The 22,182-nt window shown below is 70.4% G+C and carries 18 protein-coding genes and 1 pseudogene; 14 read left to right on the forward strand and 5 right to left on the reverse strand.

Going from position 1 to position 22,182, the window contains the following annotated elements:
• Positions 1–182: 182 nt before the first annotated feature.
• Entirely contained in the window at positions 183–722 is a 540-nt protein-coding gene (locus ACFYY1_RS33305) for a hypothetical protein (protein WP_388592176.1), read from the forward strand.
• A gap of 389 nt (positions 723–1,111) precedes the next feature.
• Here the strand turns inward: ACFYY1_RS33305 and ACFYY1_RS33310 are convergent, their stop codons facing one another.
• Positions 1,112–1,594: an RICIN domain-containing protein gene (locus ACFYY1_RS33310; RefSeq protein ID WP_388592178.1), complete on the reverse strand. Its 483-nt coding sequence runs from the start codon at positions 1,592–1,594 to the stop codon at positions 1,112–1,114.
• 86 nt (positions 1,595–1,680) lie between these two features.
• A complete protein-coding gene (locus tag ACFYY1_RS33315) occupies positions 1,681–2,514 on the reverse strand; it encodes an aldo/keto reductase (protein WP_388592180.1) in 834 nt (277 codons plus the stop codon).
• A 279-nt stretch (positions 2,515–2,793) separates the two neighbouring features.
• On the opposite strand from ACFYY1_RS33315, the gene ACFYY1_RS33320 reads away from it, so the two are divergent.
• The 3 genes from ACFYY1_RS33320 to ACFYY1_RS33330 all read left to right on the forward strand — a co-directional run bounded on the left by ACFYY1_RS33320 (position 2,794) and on the right by ACFYY1_RS33330 (position 7,070).
• Entirely contained in the window at positions 2,794–3,579 is a 786-nt protein-coding gene (locus ACFYY1_RS33320; protein WP_388592182.1) for a Tat pathway signal sequence domain protein, read from the forward strand.
• 160 nt (positions 3,580–3,739) lie between these two features.
• Positions 3,740–4,996 carry a glycosyl hydrolase family 8 gene (locus ACFYY1_RS33325; protein WP_388592184.1) on the forward strand — a complete coding sequence of 419 codons (1,257 nt, stop codon included), beginning with the start codon at positions 3,740–3,742 and terminating at the stop codon, positions 4,994–4,996.
• 10 nt (positions 4,997–5,006) lie between these two features.
• Positions 5,007–7,070, forward strand: a complete 2,064-nt coding sequence (locus ACFYY1_RS33330) for a PQQ-dependent sugar dehydrogenase (protein WP_388592186.1) — start codon at positions 5,007–5,009, stop codon at positions 7,068–7,070.
• Positions 7,071–7,110: 40 nt separating this feature from the next.
• Here the strand turns inward: ACFYY1_RS33330 and ACFYY1_RS33335 are convergent, their stop codons facing one another.
• Positions 7,111–8,910, reverse strand: coding sequence for an AMP-dependent synthetase/ligase (locus ACFYY1_RS33335; protein WP_388592188.1), 1,800 nt, complete (start codon positions 8,908–8,910; stop codon positions 7,111–7,113).
• Positions 8,911–9,257: 347 nt separating this feature from the next.
• Positions 9,258–10,160: a LysR family transcriptional regulator gene (locus tag ACFYY1_RS33340; RefSeq protein WP_388592190.1), complete on the reverse strand. Its 903-nt coding sequence runs from the start codon at positions 10,158–10,160 to the stop codon at positions 9,258–9,260.
• Positions 10,161–10,287: 127 nt separating this feature from the next.
• Here ACFYY1_RS33340 and ACFYY1_RS33345 point away from each other — a divergent pair, with 127 nt between their 5' ends.
• Positions 10,288–11,316 (forward strand): bile acid:sodium symporter family protein, encoded by a 1,029-nt coding sequence (locus ACFYY1_RS33345; protein ID WP_388592191.1) that lies wholly within the window; start codon positions 10,288–10,290, stop codon positions 11,314–11,316.
• 45 nt (positions 11,317–11,361) lie between these two features.
• Here ACFYY1_RS33345 and fdhD read toward each other — a convergent pair whose 3' ends face one another.
• Entirely contained in the window at positions 11,362–12,210 is an 849-nt protein-coding gene (gene fdhD, locus ACFYY1_RS33350) for a formate dehydrogenase accessory sulfurtransferase FdhD (protein WP_388592193.1), read from the reverse strand.
• A gap of 270 nt (positions 12,211–12,480) precedes the next feature.
• Between fdhD and ACFYY1_RS33355 the strand changes: the two genes are divergently transcribed.
• The 9 genes and pseudogenes from ACFYY1_RS33355 to ACFYY1_RS33395 all read left to right on the forward strand — a co-directional run bounded on the left by ACFYY1_RS33355 (position 12,481) and on the right by ACFYY1_RS33395 (position 22,052).
• A complete protein-coding gene (locus ACFYY1_RS33355; protein WP_388592194.1) occupies positions 12,481–13,431 on the forward strand; it encodes a beta-ketoacyl-ACP synthase III in 951 nt (316 codons plus the stop codon).
• A 67-nt stretch (positions 13,432–13,498) separates the two neighbouring features.
• On the forward strand, positions 13,499–14,176 hold the full coding sequence (locus tag ACFYY1_RS33360) for a GntR family transcriptional regulator (protein ID WP_388592196.1): 678 nt from the start codon (positions 13,499–13,501) through the stop codon (positions 14,174–14,176).
• A 97-nt stretch (positions 14,177–14,273) separates the two neighbouring features.
• Positions 14,274–14,552, forward strand: a pseudogene (locus ACFYY1_RS33365) (VWA domain-containing protein); the annotation flags it as partial.
• 144 nt (positions 14,553–14,696) lie between these two features.
• Complete coding sequence (locus tag ACFYY1_RS33370) at positions 14,697–15,878, forward strand: ROK family transcriptional regulator (RefSeq protein WP_356086781.1); 1,182 nt, start codon at positions 14,697–14,699, stop codon at positions 15,876–15,878.
• 170 nt (positions 15,879–16,048) lie between these two features.
• On the forward strand, positions 16,049–17,575 hold the full coding sequence (locus tag ACFYY1_RS33375; RefSeq protein WP_388592199.1) for a sugar ABC transporter ATP-binding protein: 1,527 nt from the start codon (positions 16,049–16,051) through the stop codon (positions 17,573–17,575).
• Positions 17,572–18,618, forward strand: a complete 1,047-nt coding sequence (locus ACFYY1_RS33380) for an ABC transporter permease (protein ID WP_388592200.1) — start codon at positions 17,572–17,574, stop codon at positions 18,616–18,618. The genes ACFYY1_RS33375 and ACFYY1_RS33380 overlap by 4 nt, the downstream gene beginning before the upstream one ends.
• 63 nt (positions 18,619–18,681) lie before the next feature.
• Positions 18,682–19,725: a substrate-binding domain-containing protein gene (locus tag ACFYY1_RS33385; protein WP_388592202.1), complete on the forward strand. Its 1,044-nt coding sequence runs from the start codon at positions 18,682–18,684 to the stop codon at positions 19,723–19,725.
• Positions 19,726–19,796: 71 nt separating this feature from the next.
• A complete protein-coding gene (locus ACFYY1_RS33390; protein ID WP_388592204.1) occupies positions 19,797–21,035 on the forward strand; it encodes a Gfo/Idh/MocA family protein in 1,239 nt (412 codons plus the stop codon).
• A gap of 12 nt (positions 21,036–21,047) precedes the next feature.
• Complete coding sequence (locus tag ACFYY1_RS33395; protein ID WP_266728243.1) at positions 21,048–22,052, forward strand: sugar phosphate isomerase/epimerase; 1,005 nt, start codon at positions 21,048–21,050, stop codon at positions 22,050–22,052.
• Positions 22,053–22,182 lie beyond the last annotated feature (130 nt).

Here is a 22,182-nt window from a genome sequence, read left to right on the forward strand (position 1 = left end):
GAACAGGGTCAGTTGAAACTCATCTAATGATGTGAAAATCGCATATTGCGTATTTCGTGTAACCCGACTGGCGCTCGGGCGTCAACCTTCGACGTGTCTGAAATGACACGTATTCGGATCGTCAGTAATTTCATCCGCAGATCGACCGCATCGGTCGGTCTCTCTGAGACAGGAGAAGCGACATGATTACGCGTTCCACCATCGTTACGGCAGCGGTCGCGGCCGCCGCGGCCCTCGCCGCCACCGGCATCACCTACGCTTCGGCTGCCACCTCCGAGCCGGCTCAGGCGGCGGCCCCGGCCGTCCAGCAGGCTGCTCCCGTTTCGGCTCTCGGCGGCGGCGACGTCGGCAAGGGCAACGAGGGCAAGGGCGGCAACGAGCGTGGTGGCGGCTACGGCGGAGGCCGGGACCACTACGAGGGCCGTATCCACATCAACGAGCGGACGTACAGCGACGAGCGCGGCGGCTGCGTGACCGTGGTCAGCGGCCTCGGCTCGAAGACCCTCAACATCCGCAACGACAGCCGCCACACCGTCGAGGTCTTCCGTGGGGTCACCTGCGACAACGGCGCCCCCATCGCCACCGTCGGACCGCACAGCAACAGCAACGGGGTGCACCCCGGCCACGTCGAGGGCGGTGTCTGGGTCAAGAACGGAGTCGTGGGCAGCTTCCGGGTGATCGACCGTCACTACGACGACGACCGCGGCGGCAAGGACTGGTAAACCCGAGTCACTCAGGTGACACAGAACCCCGGCCCGCCGTAATCGGGCCGGGGCTCCATCCAGGCTATCCGACCGGGGCGACCCGGTCGGATAGCCTCACCTGAACGACGAACCACAGGTTTGAACTCCTGCCAGGTCATACTAAAGCCGGACGGCGAGGCTCTGCCAGCCGACCGGGAACGGCCCTTGGCAGGGCCCGGCGACCGGGCGGCCGAACGTGGCGTCGGCGCGGCAGACGCCGCCCATGTCCCAGCCGCCAGGGGGTTGGCGGGTCGTCTTGACCCAGGCGAGTGACGGCCCGGGACGGGACGGCCCCGAAGGGCCGCCGCAGCGGCGGTCCGCACGCGTCCGCGCAGCCGCACACGTCCCGGTGCGGGCCTGTATCCGGCCTATGCGCCGGTGGTGTCCCGCACCGGCTCCAACCGCCACCACTGGCCGGGGGAGTCGGTGTCCTCCCACTGCTGGACACGCGCGCCGTCGGCCTTGCTGCCGTCGGCCACTTCGAGGACGAGCCCGCTGATGAAGCTGACCAGGGTCACCACCCCCGGCGCCTCCAGATGCCGCTCGATCAGCCATTCCTGGGCGCCGTAGTTGTTGGCCCGCCACTGCTGGATCACGGCGCCGTTCTCGGTGGAGGCGTTGGCGACATCCAGACGCTTTCCGCTGTGGACATTGACCAGATAGTGGAGCGCGGCACCCTCGTGCACGGGCGAGAGCTGCCACTGCTGGGCTGCCGAACCGCTCTCCTGGCCCTGCTGGACCGGGGCGCCGCCGCCCTTGGCGGAGCCGCGCACCTCCAGCAGCAGCCCGCTGGCCACATTGCGCAGCAGGTAGCGGCCCGCCGCGACGGCGGGCGAGGTGTCCCCGCTCATGTTCCGGTCCCTTCGGTCCCAGGGGTGTCACGTGGCGGACCGCCGCCCGGCCAGGCAGCCGGGCGGCGGTCCGTTTCGCCGGTGGTTCAGGCGACGTTGAACTCGCCGGGGTTCGGGCCGAGGCGCTTGCCCTCGTCCAGCGCGGCGAACGCGGCCAGGTCGTCGGCGTCCAGCTCGAAGCCGAACACATCGATGTTCTCCGCGATCCGGGACGGCGTCACCGACTTCGGGATCACCACGTTGCCGGTCTGGAGGTGCCAGCGGAGCACCACCTGGGCGGGCGTGCGGTCGTGCTTGCGGGCGATCGCGACGACCGTCGGGACCTCCAGCAGGCCCTTGCCCTGGCCCAGCGGCGACCACGCCTCGGTCGCGATGCCGTGCTTGGCGTGGAAGGCGCGCGACTCGGCCTGCTGGAGCTGCGGGTGGAGCTCGATCTGGTTGATCACCGGGACCACGGAGGTCTCGCCGAGCAGCCGCTCCAGGTGCTCGGGGAGGAAGTTCGACACGCCGATGGCCTTCGCGCGCCCGTCGGCGTGGATCTTCTCGAACGCCTTGTACGTGTCGACGTACGCGTCCTTGGCCGGCACCGGCCAGTGGATCAGGTACAGATCCACGTAGTCCAGCCCCAGCTTGTCGAGCGAGGCGTCGAAGGCGCGCAGGGTCGAGTCGTGGCCCTGCTCGCTGTTCCACAGCTTCGTGGTGACGAACAGCTCTTCGCGCGCGACACCGGAGGCCGCGATCGCCCGGCCGGTGCCCCGCTCGTTCTCGTAGATCGCGGCGGTGTCGATGCTCCGGTACCCGGACTCGATCGCGGTGGCGACCGCCTTCGTGGCCTCGTCGTCCGGCACCTGCCAGACACCGAAACCGAGCTGCGGCATCTCGACGCCGTTGTTGAGAGTGATGGAGGGGACCTGGCTCACGTGCGGTCGATCCTTACGTTGTCGGTTGGTACTCCCTGGCTCAACGATCACCGGCCGCCGGACATTCCCCCGCCGCCCGGACTTCCGCGGCTGCGCCATCGCCTCTTCGGCGCCCGGCCGTCGCTCCGGCCCCTTTCCCGTCCGGGCCATTGACCGGGACCCGTCGGCACGCGACGCTTGGGCACGTCACTGAACAACGGACACTCTTGTGAACGCGCACCTCCGAGATCCTGCGACAACTCCGAGATTCCGAACGAAACGACTCCGAGCGAGGTCGAAGTGACGAACCCTTCCAGGCGAGCTCTGCTCGGCGCGGCCGTCGGCGGCGCCGTCGCCGCCACCGCCGGGCTCCACGCCACCGCGCACGCGGCGAGCTGGAAACTGCGCTGGTCGCCCTCGGCGAGCGGCGGCGGACTCGGCGCCTTCGAGACCGTCGAGGACGACCGCGCCGACTCCCATCAGGCCGGACAGCCGCACATCCTCACCGAGGGCGAAAACTTCCGGTTCAACATGCACACCGTCGACCGCGACACCTCGACGGACCGTCAGCGCCAGGAGGTGACCGGGCTGCGCACCGGCGGGAGTTCGTACCTCAAGTGGCTCCCCGGGGAGACCTGGCGGGTCACGTACCGCATGTACATCCCCGGCTCGCTGAAGGCGACCACCAGCTTCACCCACATCATGCAGATGAAGCAGCCGGGCACCGGCACCTCGCCGATCGTCGTGCAGTCCCTGCGCCGGGTGAACGGTGTGCAGACCATCGAGCTGAAGCTGACCATCGCCGACATCCTCGTCGGCCGCACCGACCTCGTACCGCTCCAGGACAAGTGGATCGACGTCGACTTCCGGATCACGATCGGTGACGGGGCGGCGGGCTCGGTCCGCTGGATCCTCAAGGACGGGGCGACCACGGTCATCGACAGGTCGAAGTCCGGCGTCGACACGCTCCTCGCCGACCGGGTACGGCCCAAATGGGGCATCTACCGGTCGCTCGGCGACACCTCGGGATCCTTGCAGGACACCCATCTCCTGCTCACCCGCATGCGCGGCTACCAGCTGCTCTGACCGGCCCGTTCCAGCCGCGAGGACCGCCCGCACCCGGTCCAACCGGACGACCCCGCAAGAGATTTGGGCCCACGCGGGGCATTGACAGAAAGCTCCGCAGGGAATCCTATGCAGTGTCGGTTAGGAACCTTTCCTAACATCGAACCGGAAGGGATCACCCGTGCACCCTGCCGCACCCCCACGCCGCTTGGTCGCCGCTCTCACGGGCCTCAGCTGTCTGCTCCTGCCCCTGCTGGGCCATCTCCCGCAGGCCACCGCCGCCGACGCCCCCGCGGTGCCCTTCGGCAGCCACCAAGTCCCCTACGCCACAGGGACGCTGAAGCCATCGGGCACGCAGGCGTCGCTCGATCAGGCCGTGATCAAGACCTACAACGCCTGGAAGTCCGCGTTCGTGAAGAAGAACTGCGGCAACGGCTGGTACGAGGTCGTCTCGCCGGACGCCGACCACCCCTACGTGGCCGAGGCCCAGGGCTACGGGATGGTCGTCACCGCGACGATGGCGGGCGCCGACCCGGAGGCGAGGACCGTCTTCGACGGCCTGGTCAAGTACATGCTCGCGCACCCCTCGGTGAACAACGCCAACCTCCTCGCCGCCGAACAGGACGCCTCCTGCAAGAGCGTCGACGGCTCCGACTCCGCGACCGACGGGGACCTCGACGTCGCCTACGGGCTGCTCCTCGCCGACAAGCAGTGGGGATCCGCCGGCACGTACGACTACAAGGGCCTCGCGGTCAAACACATCAACGCCATCAAGAAGAGCGAGGTCAACCCGACCACGCACCTGATGCTGCTCGGCGACTGGTCGGACTCGCAGGAGGAGCACTACTGGATGACCCGCTCCTCGGACTGGATGATCGACCACTTCCGCGCCTTCAAGGCCGCCACCGGTGACAGCACCTGGGACACCGTGCGCACCGCACACCAGAACCTGATCACCTCCCAGCAGTCCGAGTACGCCCCCGCGACAGGGCTGCTGGCCGACTTCGTCGTCGACACCGACACCACCGCCAGGCCCGCCCCGGGCGAGGTGCTGGAGGGCCCCAACGACGGCGACTACTCCTGGAACGCCTGCCGCGACCCGTGGCGCATCGGCGCCGACGCCGTCACCAGCGGGGACAGCGCCTCGCTCGCCTCGGCCCGCAGGTTCAACTCCTGGATCAAGACCAGGACGGGCGGGAACCCGGACAAGATCGCCAGCGGCTACCACCTCAACGGTTCGGTGTTCGACAGCGGCAACGACATGGCGTTCACCGCCCCGTTCGTCGTGACCGCGCTGACCGACTCCGGCTCCCAGACCTGGCTCGACGCGCTCTGGAACAAGCTCGCCACCACCTCCATCGACCCGGATCTCTACTACGGCGGCAGCGTCCAGCTCCAGTCGATGATCGTCGCGTCCGGCAACTACTGGGTCCCGTAAGGAGGTTCGGATGCAGATCGCGACGCTCACCACGTCACGACGGACAGCGGCCGTCCTCACGGCCGTACTGCTCTGCACCGCCCTGGTGCAGGCCGTCCCGCAGCCGGCATCCGCGGCCGCCGCGCGGTACGAGGCGGAGTCCGCGACCATCGTCGAGGGCGCCGCCGAGTCCAACCACTCCGGCTACTCGGGCAGCGGATTCGTCAACGGCGACAACGTCGTCGGCAGCTACGTGGAGTTCACCGTCACCGCGGCCTCGGCCGGCACCGGCAAGATCGCCATCCGCTACTCCAACGGCACCGCGGACGCCCGGCCCGCCGATGTCGCCGTGGGCGGCACGGTCGTCTCGGCGGCCCGTGCCTTCGACACCACCACCGACTGGAACACCTGGGCCACCTCCACCCTGACCACCCCCCTCAAGGCGGGCGGCAACAGGATCCGGCTGACGTCCACGACCGCCGACGGGCTGCCCAACCTTGACTACCTGGACGTCACGGTCACCCCGTCGGACACCGAGGCACCCACCGCACCCACGGCGCCCAACTGCACGGAGATCAACGAGAACGGCCTCACCCTCAACTGGGGAGCCGCCACGGACGACGTGGGCGTCGTCGCGTACGACATCTACGAACACGGCAACAAGTTCGGCGAGGCACCGGGCACCGCCACCACGAAGAAGCTGACCGGTCTCAGCGCCGACACCACCTACAACCTCAGCCTGTTCGCACGTGACGCGGCCGGAAACGTGTCGTCGGTCAGCCCCGTCGTGGACTGCACCACCCCGAAGAGCGACGACACCACCGCACCCTCGGCACCCGGCACCCTGTCCACCTCGGGCCTCACCATGAACAGCGTCGCCCTGAGCTGGGGGGCTTCGACGGACGACAAGGCCGTCACCGCCTACGAGGTACGCAGCGGCAGCACCGTCTACAAGACCGTGACCGGCACACCGCCCGCCACCACGACCACGCTCACCGGGCTCGCCTGCGCCAGCCCGTACAGCCTGGACGTCGTCGCCAAGGACACGGCGGGCAACGCCTCACCACCGAGCAACACGGTCGCCTTCACCACCCCGGACTGCGCCACCGACGGCGGGGTGCCCTCCGGCATCACCACCGTCTCCAGCGGCTGGTCCATCCCCTGGGGCATCCACTGGATGCCCGACGGCAAGTCCGCGCTGGTGACCGAACGGGACAGCTTCAAGGTCCTCAAGGCCACTCCCGACGGCGGCCGGACCCAGGTCGGCACCGTACCCGAGGCGGTCACCACCGACGGCGAGGGCGGACTGCTCGGCGTCGCCGTCGACCCGAAGTGGTCCGCCAACCACTACGTGTACTTCATGCACACCGCCTCCGAGGGCAACCGTGTCGCCCGGATGACCTACGACGGCGGCTCGCTCAGCGGGTACAAGGTCCTGCTCCAGGGGATCAAGAAGAGCAGGTACCACAACGGCGGACGGCTCGCCTTCGGCCCCGACGGCTATCTGTACGCGTCGACCGGCGAGGCGCAGACGCCCGACCTGGCCCAGGACAAGAACTCGCTGAACGGCAAGATCCTGCGGATGACGACGGACGGCAGGGCCGCCCCCGGCAACCCGTTCGGCAACTACGTCTACAGCTACGGACACCGCAATCCGCAGGGCCTCGCCTTCGACCGCAACGGCCGTCTGTGGGAAGCGGAGTTCGGCGACAGCAAGAAGGACGAGCTCAACCTGATCAAGCCGGGCAAGAACTACGGCTGGCCCGTCTGCGAGGGCACCTGCACCACCACCGGCATGACCAACCCGAAGAAGACCTGGAACATCTCCGAGGCCTCGCCCAGCGGGATCGCCATCGTCCGCAACGTCATCTACATGGCCGCGCTCAAGGGCGAACGGCTGTGGCGGGTGCCGATCACCGGTGACACCGAGGAGCTGGGCACACCGAGCGCGTACTACGTCGGTACGTACGGCAGGCTGCGCACCGTCACCGGGGTGCCCGGCCAGGACCAGCTCTGGCTCTCCACCACCAACTGCGACAACAAGGGGAACGAACCCGACGGCTCGGACAAGCTGTTCCGCGTCTCGATCACCTGAGGGCTGCCGCACGCGCTGTACCGCCGGGGCCCGCCGGGCCTCAGCGGTACAGCGCGTCGACCTCCGCCGCGTACGCCGTCTCGATCGCCCGGCGCTTCAGCTTCAGCGACGGGGTGAGCAGACCGTGCTCCTCGCTGAAGGGGTGCGCCAGGATCCGGAACGTACGGATCGACTCGGCCTGCGAGACCGCCGTGTTCGCGGCCACCACCGCCCGCCGGACCTCAGTCTCCAGATCCGGGTCGCGCACCAGCTCCTCCGGCTTCAGCGGCGCCCGCCCCTGCATCGTGAGCCAGTGGTCCACCGCCTCCTGGTCGACCGTGACCAGGGCCGCGATGTACGGCCGGTCGTTGCCGACCACGATGCACTGCGAGATCAGCGGATGCGCCCGCACCCGCTCCTCCAGACCGGCCGGCGACACACTCTTGCCGCCCGACGTCACCAGGATCTCCTTCTTCCGCCCGGTGATCGTCAGATAGCCGTCCTCGTCGAGCGAGCCGAGGTCCCCGGTGGCCAGCCAGCCCTCGCGCAGCACCGCGTCGGTGGCCTTCGGGTCGCCGAGATAGCCCCCGAACACATTGCCGCCGTGCAGCCACACCTCGCCGTCCTCGGCGATGTGCACCGTCGTCCCCGGGATCGGCAGCCCGACCGTGCCGTACCTGGTGCGCTCCGGCGGATTGGCCGTGGCCGCGGCGGTCGACTCGGTCAGCCCGTAGCCCTCGTACACCGTGACGCCGGCGCCCCCGAAGAACAGGCCGAGCCGCCGCTCCATCCCCGAACCGCCGGACATCGCGTGCCGTATCCGGCCGCCCATCGCGTCGCGCACCTTCTTGTACACGACCTTGTCGAAGAACTGGTGCTGCATCCGCAGTCCGGCGGACGGCCCCGGACCGGTCCCGAACGCCCGTGCCTCCAGCGCCTCCGCGTACTTCACCGCGATGTCCACGGCCTTGTCGAACGGCCCGATCCGGCCCTCCGCCTCGGCCTTGCGCCGGGCGGCGTCGAACACCTTCTCGAAGATGTACGGGACAGCCAGGATGAACGTCGGCCGGAACGACATCAGGTCCGGCATCAGCGCCCTGGCCGACATCTCCGGCTGATGGCCCAGCCGCACCCGGCCGCGGATCGCCGCGACCTCGACCATCCGTCCGAAGACATGGGCCAGTGGCAGAAAGAGCAGCGTCGCCGCCTCGTCACCCGGCCTGGAGCGGAAGACCGACCTCCAACGGGCGACCATGGTGTCCGTCTCGAACATGAAATTGGCGTGCGTGAGCACGCAGCCCTTGGGGCGTCCCGTCGTTCCCGAGGTGTAGATGACGGTCGCCACCGAATCGGGTGTCACCGCGCGGCGGTGGCGGTGCACCACCTCGTCCTCGACGTCCACCCCCGCCTCGACCAGCTCGGACACCGCGCCGGCGTCCAGCTGCCAGAGCCGCTTGAGTCCGGGCAGCCGGTCGATCACCGAGGCGATCGTCATGGCGTGGTCCTCGTGCTCGACCAGGACGGCCGACACCTCGGCGTCGTGCAGCATCCACCGCACCTGCTCGGCCGAGGACGTCGGATAGACGGGTACGGACTGGGCGCCGACCGTCCACAGCGCGAGGTCGAAGAGCGTCCACTCGTAGCGCGTGCGCGACATCAGCGCGACCCGGTCGCCGAACCTGACACCGTGCGCGATCAGCCCCTTGGCCAGCGCCAGCACCTCGTCACGGAAGGCCGCAGCGGTGACATCTCGCCATTGTCCGCTCGCGTCTTTCCGACCGAGCGCGACCCGGTCCGGGTCGTCCTCGGCATGGTCGAACACCACATCGGCCAGGCCGCCCACGAGGGGCGCGGCCGCCATGGGTGGGACAGTGAACTCGCGCAATGACCTGCTCCTCGTGGCGCTCCGCACAGCGCCGTGACGCTACCCCACCGGGCGGCGCGGCGGGAGGGCCCCGCATCGGTGGACAACCTGGCATATGCACAGGTCAGTGACCGAAATCCGGCCAGATGGGCAAGGCTCGGGCGTGGCCGGACACGTAGGGTGAGCGGCAGCCACCGGAATCTCCACCGAATCTGTACGCCGCTCCCACTCCCGTTCCGGACGCATGCGCGGTGTTCTGCCCTCATCCGTCCCGAATCAGGTGGGCCGGTCCCCCTCGTGCCCGTCGACCTGTGCCGTCCATTGCTTCCCGTGCGCGCAGGCGGTCATGCGCTCTCCCGGCCGTTGATCGACCCGATCGTGCCGACGCCCCGGATCAGCCGGTCGCCGCCCGCCAGGATCGCCGCCGCCAGGGCGTCCGCGGCCTCGTGCGCCCCGTCGCGACGGCGGCCGTGCGACAGGACGAAGTCCACCCCGCCCAGTTCCGGCAGCCCCGCCCTGGCCGGCAGCTGCGCGAGGCCCGGCGGGATCAGCCCCCGGGTGTGGGCCATCACGCCCAGCCCCGCGTGGGCCGCCGCGATCAGCCCGCTCAGGCTGGTGCTCGTGCAGGCGACCCGCCAGGACCGGCCGTGCTCCTCCAGCACCTCCAGGGCGCGGGCCCGCGTGATGCCCGGCGGCGGGAAGAGGACCAGCGGAACCGGACGGTCCGGGTCGATCCGCAGCTGCGGTGCGCCGATCCAGGTCAGCGCGTCCTGCCAGACCAGCTCGCCGTGCGTGTCACCGGCGCGCCGCTTGGCGAGCACCAGATCGAGACGGCCGGCCGCGAGCCGCTGATGCAGCGTCCCGGAGAGCTCCACCGTCAGCTCCAGCTCGACCTCCGGGTGGTCGCGGCGGAACGACTCCAGGATCTCCGGCAGCCGGGTCTGCACGAAGTCCTCGGAGGCCCCGAAGCGCAGCCGCCCGCGCAGCCGGGTGCCGGTGAAGAACGCCGCGGCCCGCTCATGGGCCTCCAATATCGTCCGGGCGAAGCCGAGCATCGCCTCGCCGTCCACCGTGAGGTCGACCCGGTGGGTGTCCCGGGTGAACAGCTGCCGCCCCGCCGCGTCCTCCAGGCGCCGCACATGCTGGCTCACCGTGGACTGCCGTACCCCCAGTCGGCGGGCGGCCCGGGTGAAGCTCAGCGTCTGGGCGACGGCGAGAAAGGTACGCAGCTGTGCGGGGTCGTACATGACACCAGGCTATCGCGCACCGTGATGACAGTGAGAGCGGTGTGCGGGATTCCCGATCGCACCGATCCGGAGCAGCATGGAGTGGGCACGACCGGAATCGAGAGAACACAGAGAACATGTGGAGCACATGAGCCGCCGCACCCTGAAGCTGCCGTCCTGGCTGCCGCTCGACCCGTACATCCTGGCGCTGATCGGCACCGTCGGGCTCGCGGCGATACTGCCCGCGTCGGGGACCGCCGCCGACGTGGCGGGCGGCGCCTCGACCGGGGCGGTCGCCTTCCTCTTCTTCCTGTACGGCGCCCGGCTCTCCACCGCCGAGGCGCTGGACGGACTGAAGCACTGGCGACTCCATCTCACCGTGCTGATCTGCACCTTCGTGGTGTTCCCGCTGCTCGGGCTGGCGGGCCGGGGGCTGGTTCCGTACGTCCTGACGCCGCAGCTCTACAGCGGCTTCCTCTTCCTCTGCCTCGTCCCGTCGACCATCCAGTCGTCGATCGCCTTCACCTCGATCGCCCGCGGCAACGTGCCCGCGGCGATCTGCGCGGGCTCCTTCTCCTCGATCGCCGGGATCTTCCTCACCCCGCTGTTCGCGGCGGCCCTGCTCGGCAACGACGGCGGCGGATTCTCGGCGGACGCGCTGCTGAAGATCGGCGTGCAGCTGCTGCTGCCGTTCGTCGCCGGGCAGCTGCTGCGCCGCTGGATCGGCGGCTTCATCACCCGCCACAAGAAGGTCCTCGGCTATGTCGACCGCGGTTCGATCCTGCTCGTCGTCTACACGGCCTTCAGCGAGGGCATGGTCGCGGGCATCTGGCACCAGGTCACCCCGGCCCGGCTCGGGGCGCTGCTCGGCGCCGAGATGCTGCTGCTCGCGCTGATGCTCTCGCTGACCTGGTACGGGGCGAAGCGGCTGGGCTTCGACCGGGAGGACCGGATCGCCATCCAGTTCGCCGGTTCGAAGAAGAGCCTGGCCTCGGGGCTGCCGATGGCGAGCGTGCTGTTCGGGGCGCAGGCGTCCCTCGCCGTGCTGCCGCTGATGCTCTTCCACCAGATGCAGCTGATGGTGTGCGCGGTGATCGCCAAGCGCCGCTCGCGCGACGCGCCGGAGGAGCAGCCGGTGAGCGGAGCGGTTTCGCCCCGGCCCGCCGTCGCGAGCTGACGGCGCGGCCCGCCCGGGGACGCTCCGCCGGGCGGGCCGGTCGCCTCAGTCCTGGACCGCGGTCGCCTCCAGGGCGATGCGGTGCTCGCCGGTGTACACGTTCATCGACGGACCCCGCAGGAAGCCCACCAGGGTGAGTCCGGTCTCGGCCGCCAGGTCGACGGCGAGGGACGACGGTGCCGAGACCGCCGCGAGCATCGGGATCCCGGCCATCACCGCCTTCTGGGCCAGCTCGAACGAGGCCCGCCCCGACACCAGGAGAATCGCCCGGGACAGCGGCAGCCGGTGGTCGGTCAGGGCCCGGCCGACCAGTTTGTCGACCGCGTTGTGCCGGCCGACGTCCTCCCGGACGTCGAGCAGTTCGCCCGTCTCGGAGAACAGTGCCGCCGCGTGCAGCCCCCCGGTCCGGTCGAAGACCCGCTGGGCGGCGCGCAGCCGGTCGGGGAGGGCGGAGAGCAGTGCCGGTCCGACCCGGAGCGGGGGAGTGTCGGCCACCGGGTGCCGGGTCGTGGTGCGTACCGCGTCGAGACTCGCCTTGCCGCAGAGCCCGCAGGACGAGGTGGTGTACACATTGCGTTCGAGCGTGATGTCGGGGACCGCGACGCCGGGGGCGAGCTTCACGTCCACCACGTTGTACGTGTTGACGCCGTCGGCCGTCGCTCCGGCGCAGTAGACGATCGACTGCACCTCGGAGCCGTCACCGATGACGCCCTCGCTCACCAGGAACCCCGCCGCCAGTGCGAAGTCGTCGCCCGGTGTGCGCATCGTGATGGCGAGCGGCCTTCCGTTCAGCCGGATCTCCAGGGGCTCCTCGGCGACGAGGGTGTCGGGGCGGGTGGAGACGGCCCCGTCCCGGATGCGGATGGTGCGGCGGCGCTCGGTGACCCGTCCCATGGCGGTAGAACCCGATTCTGTACGTGGTGGAAGCCTGCACCTGGAGTGTGACATCGCAGGCGGTGGCGCAGCATGCGCGCAGTGCGGTGGTCACCGCCCGAAGCTGCCAGTCGGCAGCATATTGTCTGCAATATTCCTTTCGTGGGGTCAGGGCTGTTGTCAACTCTCCAACGGTCGGGTGCTATTCCTGTGGGAACACGTGCACGTGTACCGGGCGGTAGCGACCAAGACTGGATGGTTCCTGCCATACGTAGCGAGGGGACCCCGTACATGACCGGCTCACGTGTCGTGGCGCTCGGCCACTACCAGCCCGCCAAGGTGCTGACCAACGACGATCTGGCGGCCATGGTCGACACCAGCGACGAGTGGATCACCAGCCGCGTCGGCATCAAGACCCGCCACGTCGGCGGACCGGGCGAGCCGGTGGACGAGATGGCGGCGCACGCGGGGGCCAAGGCGCTGGCCGCGGCGGGGCTCCAGCCGGCCGAGGTCGATATGGTCCTGGTCGCCACCTCGACCGCGATCGACCGCTCGCCGAGCATGTCGGCGCGGGTCGCCGCCCGGCTCGGGATGGGCTCGCCCGCGGTGATGGACATCAACGTGGTCTGCTCCGGCTTCACCCATGCCCTCGCCACCGCCGACCACGCGATCCGGGCCGGGGCCGCCGAACGCGTCCTGGTCATCGGCGCCGACAAGATGGCGGACATCGCCGACTGGACCGACCGCAGCACCTGTGTCCTGCTCGGCGACGGTGCCGGAGCGGCGGTCGTCGTCGCGGAGCCGGACGCGGAGAGCCGGCCCGGGATCGGGCCCGTGCTGTGGGGTTCGGTGCCGGAGATGGGGAACGCGGTCCGGATCGAGGGGACGCCGCCGCGGTTCGCCCAGGAAGGGCAGTCCGTCTACCGCTGGGCCACCACGCAGCTGCCGCCGATCGCCCGCAAGGTGTGCGAGAAGGCCGGTGTGGCGCCCGAGGAACTGGGGGCGGTGGTGCTGCACCAGGCCAACCTGAGGATCATCGAACCGGTCGCCAGGAAGATCGGCGCGGTCAACGCGGTCATCGCCAGGGATGTCGTGGATTCCGGCAACACGTCCGCGGCCTCGATTCCGATGGCGCTGTCCAAGTTGGTGGAACGCGGCGAGGTCGACAGCGGCGCGCCGGTTCTGCTCTTCGGCTTCGGCGGGAATCTCTCGTACGCGGGTCAGGTGATCCGCTGTCCCTGAGGGGCGCCGTGCTCGGTAGACTGTAGACGATAAGCAATGGGTGCTCGTCGGCTGGAGGGGGACCGGGATGTTGTCCGCAGGACTGCCGCAGGGGGCCGTGCCGAAGCTGGAACGGCCCGGTCCCTTGCGCGAACGCGTGTATGAGGCGCTGCTCGAACTCATAACGACGCGTGCGCTCCGCCCCGGCCAGCACCTGGTCGAGAGCGAGCTGGCAGGCCATCTCGGGGTGTCCCGCCAGCCGGTGCGCGAGGCGTTGCAGCGGCTGAACACCGAGGGCTGGGTCGATCTCCGGCCCGCCCAGGGCGCGTTCGTGCACGAACCCACGGAGGAGGAGGCGGACCAGCTGCTCTCGGTCCGCACCCTGCTGGAGGCCGAGGCCGCCCGTCTCGCCGCGGCCAACGCCGACGCGGCCGGCGTCGCGGCCCTGGAGGAGCTCTGCGCCAAGGGCGAACAGGCCGTCGCCGCCGACGACGTGGACCTGGCGGTCGCCACCAACGCGGCCTTCCACGCCAAGGTCATGGAGCTGGCGGGCAACGTCGTCCTGGCCGAGCTCGCGGGCCAGGTGGACCGCCGCGTCCGCTGGTACTACACCCCGGTGGCCCGCCGACGCGGCACCCGGTCCTGGATCGAGCACCGCTCGCTCATCGAGGCGATCTCCGCGCGCGACGGACAGCGGGCCACGGAGATCATGCGCTCCCACACGGAGCACACGCGCGGGGCGTACCACCAGCGCGACCAGGGCTGAGGACCGTCCCCCTCGGGGTGTGCGTGCCGGACGGCAGGCACACTTGCCGGTGTGACGATACGGGGCAAAGGTGCCGACGCGTCGTCCTCGTCCTCGACGCATCGGGGAGATCGAACAGGAGCTGCGGGCGGCGGCCGCGGAGCCGGTGTTCTGGCAGTTCGTCGGACTCGGCAGCTCTCAGTACGGTGTGCTGGAACGGTTCGACACCATGCCGGGCCGCCGGGTCGACAACGTCGGTTTCTTCGCCGTCGACGACATCGAACAGATCTCCGACCAGGAGCTGTGCGACCGGGGCCGGTCGGAGTTCCCGTCCTGGCTGCGGGCCGCCCGGCAGGCCGGAATCCTGCGCCGAGCCGGCCGGCCGGTGGGGCGGTGACCCACCGCCCGTCTTTGTCCTCGGTGTGGAGAAAGTTGTAGTGGATTCCTGCGCAACTTCTTCCCACTCCCGGCAACCGCTGCTACGTTCCCCTCGAAAGCCCGACGGACAGGCCGATGTGGCGGGGAGGGGCGCGTGAGACGTATGACTGCACGACCCGCGAATGCGCATCAGGCGCGACTGCTGCGGCTGTTGCGCGACGGCGGGCCCAACTCCCGGGCACAGCTGGGGGATCAGGTGGATCTCTCCCGCTCCAAGCTCGCCGTCGAGGTCGACCGGCTGCTGGAGACCGGACTCGTCGTGGCCGACGGCCTCGCCGCATCCCGCGGCGGGCGTCGCTCGCACAACATCCGGCTCGCTCCGCAACTGCGCTTCCTCGGCGTGGACATCGGAGCCACATCCGTCGATGTGGCCGTCACCAACGCCGAGTTGGAGGTACTGGGCCACCTCAACCATCCGATGGACGTACGCGAGGGCCCCGTCGCCATCTTCGAGCAGGTGCTGTCCATGGCGGCCAAGCTCCGGGCCTCGGGGCTCGCCGAGGGATTCGACGGCGCGGGCATCGGCGTACCCGGCCCGGTCCGCTTCCCCGAAGGCGTACCGGTCGCACCGCCGATCATGCCCGGCTGGGACGGCTTCCCGGTCCGCGAGGCGCTCAGCCAGGAACTGGGCTGCCCCGTCATGGTCGACAACGATGTGAACCTGATGGCGATGGGGGAGCAGCACGCGGGCGTCGCGCGCTCCGTGGGTGACTTCCTCTGCGTCAAGATCGGCACCGGCATCGGCTGCGGCATCGTCGTCGGCGGCGATGTCCACCGCGGTACGACGGGCAGCGCCGGAGACATCGGCCACATCCAGGTGGAACCCGAGGGGCGCGCCTGCGCCTGTGGCAACCGGGGCTGCCTGGAGGCCCACTTCAGCGGTGCCGCGCTCGCCCGCGACGCCGAGGACGCGGCCCGCACCGGGCGGTCGGCGGAGCTCGCCGGCCGTCTCGAAGCGGCCGGGAAACTCACCGCCGCAGATGTGGCGGCCGCCGCGGCCGCCGGTGACGCCACCTCGCTCGACCTGATCCGCGAAGGCGGCAACCGGGTCGGCCAGGTCATCGCGGGACTCGTCAGCTTCTTCAACCCCGGCCTGGTGGTGATCGGCGGCGGTGTGACCGGCCTCGGCCACACCCTCCTCGCCAGCGTCCGGACCCAGGTCTACCGGCAGTCGCTGCCGCTGGCCACCGGCAATCTCCCCATCGTGCTGGGCGAGTTGGGGCCGGCCGCCGGAGTGATCGGCGCCGCCCGGCTCATCAGCGACCACCTCTTCTCACCGGCCTGACCCCGGGCCGGCCACACACGGGCGCACCCCGGGAACACCGGGAGCGCCGCAACACCCGCACCACCGCACCTGGTACAGCCCTGCCCGCTCATCGGCCTTCCCCGAGCCCCGGCCGCGTCCCGACAGGCACGTCCGGACAGGGGAGACCCCATTCGCCGAGGGGATTCGTCATGGCACCAGAACCACCCCTGCTCACCATGTCCGGCATCACCAAGTCGTTCCCCGGAGTGCGCGCCCTCGACGGTGTGGACCTGGAGGTCCGGGCCGGCGAAGTCCACTGTCTCCTCGGGCAGAACGGCGCCGGCAAATCCACCCTCATCAAGGTGCTCGCCGGGGCCCACCAGCCCGACGACGGCGAGATCACCTGGCGCGGCGAACCGGTCGCGCTGAAGTCGCCCATCGCCGCCATGCGGCTGGGCATCGCCACCATCTACCAGGAACTCGACCTGGTCGAAGGGCTGTCCGTGGCCGAGAACGTCTTCCTCGGCCATGAACCCACCACCGCCCGCTTCGTCGTCCGCACCCGCGAGGGCCGCACGGCCGCCGCCGCGCTGCTGAAGCGGCTCGGCCACCCGGAGATCGACCCGGCCCGCCCGGTCGGCGAACTGTCCGCCGCCCAGCAGCAGATCGTCTCCATGGCCAGGGCGCTCTCGCACGACGTACGGCTCATCGTCATGGACGAGCCGTCCGCCGCACTCGACCCGGACGAGGTCGACAACCTCTTCCGCACCGTCGCCTCGCTCACCGCCGACAAGGTCGCGGTCGTCTACATCTCGCACCGCCTGGAGGAGATCCGCCGGATCGGCGACCGGGTGACCGTGCTCAAGGACGGCCGGGCCGTGGCCGTCGGACTGCCCGCCGATTCCACCCCGACACGCGACATCGTCGCCATGATGACCGGCCGCAATGTCGAGTACGTCTTCCCGCCGCGCACCACGGACCGGGCGGGCACGGCCGGGACGGAGCCCGTGCTGAAGGTCGAGGGGCTGACCAGGAAGGGGGAATTCGCCCCGGTGGACCTGGAGTTGATGCCGGGCGAGATTGTGGGCCTGGCCGGACTCGTCGGTTCGGGGCGCTCCGAGATCCTGGAGACCGTCTACGGCGCCCGCAGGCCGAGCGCCGGACGGGTGACCGTGGCCGGCAAGCAGCTGAGGCCCGGCAGCGTCCGCGCGGCCGTCGCCGCCGGAATCGGCCTCGCCCCCGAGGAACGCAAGGCGCAGGCCCTGCTGATGCTCGAATCCGTCACCCGCAACGTCTCCGTCTCCGCGATGTCCCGCTTCTCCAGGGCGGGCTGGCTCGATCGCGGGGCCGAACGCCGGGCGGCCCGCGCGGCCACCCGCGAACTCTCGCTGCGCCCCGACAACCCGGACACCCCCGTCCGCACGCTCTCCGGGGGCAACCAGCAGAAGGCGGTCCTGGCCCGCTGGCTGCTGCGCGGCTGCCGGGTGCTGCTGCTCGACGAACCGACCCGCGGTGTCGACGTCGGCGCCCGCGCCGAGCTGTATGCCGTGATCCGCCGGCTGGCCGACGAGGGCCTCGCCGTCCTGCTCGTCTCCAGCGAGGTGCCCGAAGTGCTGGGCCTCGCCGACCGGGTGCTGGTGCTCCGCGAGGGCCGCGTCGTGCACACGGCCGATGCCCGGGAGCTCGACGAGCACCGCGTACTCGACCTAGTGATGGAAGGGAGCCCGACGTCATGACGCAGCCCGTTTCCCCGACGCAGCAGGGCGGGCCGGACAAGGGGGCCGCCGCCCCGGTCCCCGGACCCCGCGAGAAGGACGGCCCCGCACGCTCCAGTGGCCTGCGCCTGGACGTCCGCAACCTCTCGCTCCTCGGCGTCCTCGCCGCACTGGTCGTCGTCGGCGGGTTCACCGAGCCCGACGCCTTCCTGGACACCGGGAACCTCCAGCTGATCCTGACCCAGTCGTCCGTCATCGGTGTCGTGACCGTCGGGATGACCTTCGTCATCACCAGCGGGGGCATCGATCTGTCGGTCGGCGCGATGGTCGCGCTCGCCTCCGTCTGGGCGACCACGGTCGCCACCCAGGAGTACGGCTTCGCGGGGATCCTGTTCACCGCGGTGGTCGTCGGCCTCGGTGCCGGGCTGGTGAACGGGCTGCTCATCGCGTACGGGCGGATGGTGCCGTTCATCGCGACGCTGGCCATGCTCGCCTCGGCCCGTGGGCTCGCCCTCCAGATCACCGACGGGAAGACCCAGATCGTCACCGTCAAATCGGTCCTCGACCTGGGCCTGCCCGGCTCCTACGTCCTCGGTATCCCGCCGCTGGTGATGATGTTCGCCGCGGTGACCGTCGTCGGCTGGCTGGTACTGAACCGTACGACCTTCGGACGGCGCACGGTCGCGGTCGGCGGCAACGCGGAGGCCGCCAGGCTGGCCGGCATCGACGTACGGCGCCAGCGGCTCCTGCTCTACCTGCTCTCCGGGCTGTGCTGCGGCATCGCCGCCTTCATGCTGATCATCCTGTCCGGCTCGGGCCAGAACACCAACGGCAATCTGTACGAGCTCGACGCCATCGCGGCCGCGATCATCGGCGGCACCCTGCTCAGCGGCGGGCGCGGCACCATCGTCGGCTCCGTGCTCGGTGTCCTGGTCTTCACCACCATCACCAACATCTTCGCGCTCAACAACCTGCAGAGCGACGTCCAGCAGATCGCCAAGGGCGCGATCATCGTCGCCGCCGTCCTGGTCCAGCGCCGCACTTCGGCGCACGGCGAGACCTGACCCGCCGTCCCTCCTGTTCGCCCCACGCCCCACGCCACGCACCGGATGAAGGGTTCGACAGCCATGCCAGAAACCAGCCGCAGACGACTGCTCCTCGGCACCGCGGCCGTCTCCGCGGGCGCCCTGCTCACCGCCTGCACCAGCAACGACCCCAAGCCCGAGGACACCGACACCGCCAAGAACACCGGCCCCGCTGCCGACGACAAGCCCGGCAAGCCCGTCACCATCGGTTTCGCCGGTCCGCAGGCCGACCACGGCTGGCTCAACGCCATCAACGAGAACGCCAAGTCGCGGGCGGCCAAGTACTCCGAGGTGACCTTGGAGTCCACCGAGGGCTCCAACGACACCGCCGCCCAGATCGGCCAGGTCAAGACCCTCATCAACAAGAAGGTCGACGTCCTCGTCATCCTCCCCGCCGACGGCAAGGCGCTCACCCAGGTCGGCCTGGAAGCCATGCGGGCGGGCATCCCCGTCGTCAACCTGGACCGGATCTTCGCCTCCCCGCAGGCCTACCGCTGCTGGGTCGGCGGCGACAACTACGGCATGGGCCTCAACGCCGGCACGTACATCGGCGAACAGCTCAAGGACAAGGCGGACGCCAAGGTCGTCGAGCTGGCCGGGATCGACAACCTGGAGCTCACCAAGCAGCGCAGCCAGGGCTTCGCCGACGCGCTGAAGAACTACCCCAACATCAAGCTGGTGGCCCGTCAGGCAGCCGACTTCACCGTCGAGTCGGGCCAGGCGAAGATGGCGCAGCTCCTCCAGGCGCAGAAGAAGTTCGACGCGCTGTGGAACCACGACGACGACCAGGGCGTGGGCGCGCTGCGCGCCATCCAGCAGGCGGGCCGCGACGAGTTCCTGATGGTCGGCGGCGCCGGGGCCAAGTCCGCGATGGACGCCATCAAGGCCGGAGACAGCGTCCTGAAGGCCACGGTGCTCTACCCGCCGACGATGGCCGCGTCCGCCATCGACCTGGCCCGTGCGCTGGCCCAGGGCAAGGGCGTCGGCGGCCTGGCCGAGCTGGAGATCCCGACCAGCCTCACCCTCTACTCGGCCGTGGTCACCAAGGAGAACATCGACCAGTACCTGCCGACGGGCTTCAGCTGATCCACCCCGCGGGAGGGCGTTGACCGGCCCTCCTGCCGTATTCATCGAACGAGCGACGAGGAGGAGCCCCGATGGCCCGCAGGGAAGAGACGGATCAGGAGGCCGCAGCGCCACCGACGCGGCGGCCGGCGACGAGTGCGCCGGTGCTCGGCGTCGGCATGGTGGGATACGCGTTCATGGGCGCCGCCCACTCACAGGGCTGGCGCACCGCGGGACACGTCTTCGACCTGCCGATGAGACCGGCTCTCGCCGCGATCTGCGGACGCGACCGGACCGCGGTCGACGCGGCCGCCGCCCGCCACGGCTGGGCGGCGGCGGAGACCGACTGGCGCGCCCTCATCGCCCGGGACGATGTGCAACTCGTCGACATCTGCACCCCCGGCGACAGCCACGCCGAGATCGCCATCGCCGCCCTGGAGGCGGGCAAACACGTACTGTGCGAGAAGCCGCTCGCCAACACGGTCGCCGAGGCCGAGGCGATGACCGCGGCCGCGGAGCGCGCCGCCGCCCGCGGCCAGGTCGCGATGGTGGGCTTCAACTACCGCCGGGTGCCCGCGATCACGTACGCCCGGCAGCTGATCGCCGAGGGACGCCTCGGCACCCTGCGGCACGTCCGCGCCGCCTACCTCCAGGACTGGCTCGTCGACCCCGCGTCACCGCTCACCTGGCGGCTGGAGCGGGAACGCGCCGGCTCGGGCGCGCTCGGCGACCTGGGCGCCCACATCGTCGACCTGGCCCAGTATCTGGCGGGGGAGCCGCTGGTCGGGGTGTCGGCGGTCAGCGAGACCTTCGTACGCCAACGGCCCAGGCTCGCGGGACCGTCGGCCGGGCTCTCCGGGACGGCGGACACCGGCGCGCTGGGGGCGGTGACCGTCGACGACGCGGCGCTGTTCACCGGCCGGCTCGCCTCCGGGGCGCTGGCCTCCTTCGAGGCGACCCGGATGGCGGCCGGGCGGAAGAACGCACTGCGGCTGGAGCTCAACGGGGAGCGCGGCTCGCTCGCCTTCGATCTGGAACGGCTCAACGAGCTGTCCTTCCACGACCACACCGAACCCGCCGCCACGGCGGGGTTCCGGCGCATCCTGGTCACCGAACCCCAACACCCCTACCTGGAGGCTTGGTGGCCGCCGGGCCACGCCCTCGGCTACGAGCACACCTTCGTCCACCAGGCCCGCGACCTGGTGCGCACGATCGCCGAAGGGACCGCCCCCGCACCGTCGTTCGCGGACGGACTCCAGGTGCAGCGGGTGCTCGCAGCCGTCGAGGAGAGCGCCGAGAAGAACTCCGTACACACACCCGTGGTTCTCTAGGAGGCCCTGCCCATGCCCCGACCCTTCACACTCTTCACCGGCCAGTGGGCCGACCTGCCGCTGGAGGAGGTCTGCCGGCACGCCCGGGACTTCGGCTACGACGGCCTCGAACTCGCCTGCTGGGGCGACCACTTCGAGGTCGACAAGGCGCTGACCGACCCCGGCTATCTGGACGGCCGGCGGCAGCTGCTCGACAAGTACGGACTGAAGTGCTGGGCGATCTCCAACCACCTGGTCGGCCAGGCCGTCTGCGACGACCCGATCGACGAGCGGCACCGGGGGATCCTGCCCGCGAGGATCTGGGGCGACGGCGAGCCCGAAGGGGTTCGCCGCCGGGCCGCCGAGGAGATCAAGGACACCGCTCGGGCGGCCGCCGCCTTCGGAGTGCGTACCGTCGTCGGCTTCACCGGCTCGTCGATCTGGCACCTGGTCGCGATGTTCCCGCCCGTTCCGCCACACATGATCGAGCGGGGGTACGAGGACTTCGCCGAGCGGTGGAACCCGATCCTGGACGTCTTCGACGCGGAGGGCGTGCGGTTCGCCCACGAGGTGCACCCCAGTGAGATCGCTTACGACTACTGGACCACGCACCGCGCGCTGGAGGCCGTCGGCCACCGGGCGGCGTTCGGGCTGAACTTCGATCCCAGCCACTTCGTCTGGCAGGACCTGGACCCGGTCAACTTCCTGTACGACTTCCGGGACCGGATCTACCACGTGGACTGCAAGGAGGCGCGCAAGCGCCTCGACGGCCGCAACGGCAGGCTCGGCTCGCATCTGCCCTGGGGCGATCCCCGGCGCGGCTGGGACTTCGTCTCGGCCGGACACGGCGACGTGCCCTGGGAGGACGTCTTCCGGATGCTCCGGTCCATCGACTACGACGGGCCGGTCTCCGTGGAGTGGGAGGACGCCGGGATGGACCGGCTGGCCGGTGCGCCGGAAGCGCTGGCCACGCTGAAGCGGTACGACTTCGATCCGCCGGCGGCGTCGTTCGACGCGGCCTTCGGGGGCGGCGACTGACCGGCTTCCGTCGGGGCGAGGGCCCCTGGGCGGGGACGGGCCGGGGAGAGCTCCGAGGCCGTCCCGCGCCCACCCCTGCCCTCACCCCGCTTTGTCCTGGCGCAGGAAAAAGTTCGACCGGATCGCCGCG

It is taken from the genome of Streptomyces sp. NPDC001890 (genome assembly GCF_042891445.1).
Classification (GTDB): domain Bacteria; phylum Actinomycetota; class Actinomycetes; order Streptomycetales; family Streptomycetaceae; genus Streptomyces.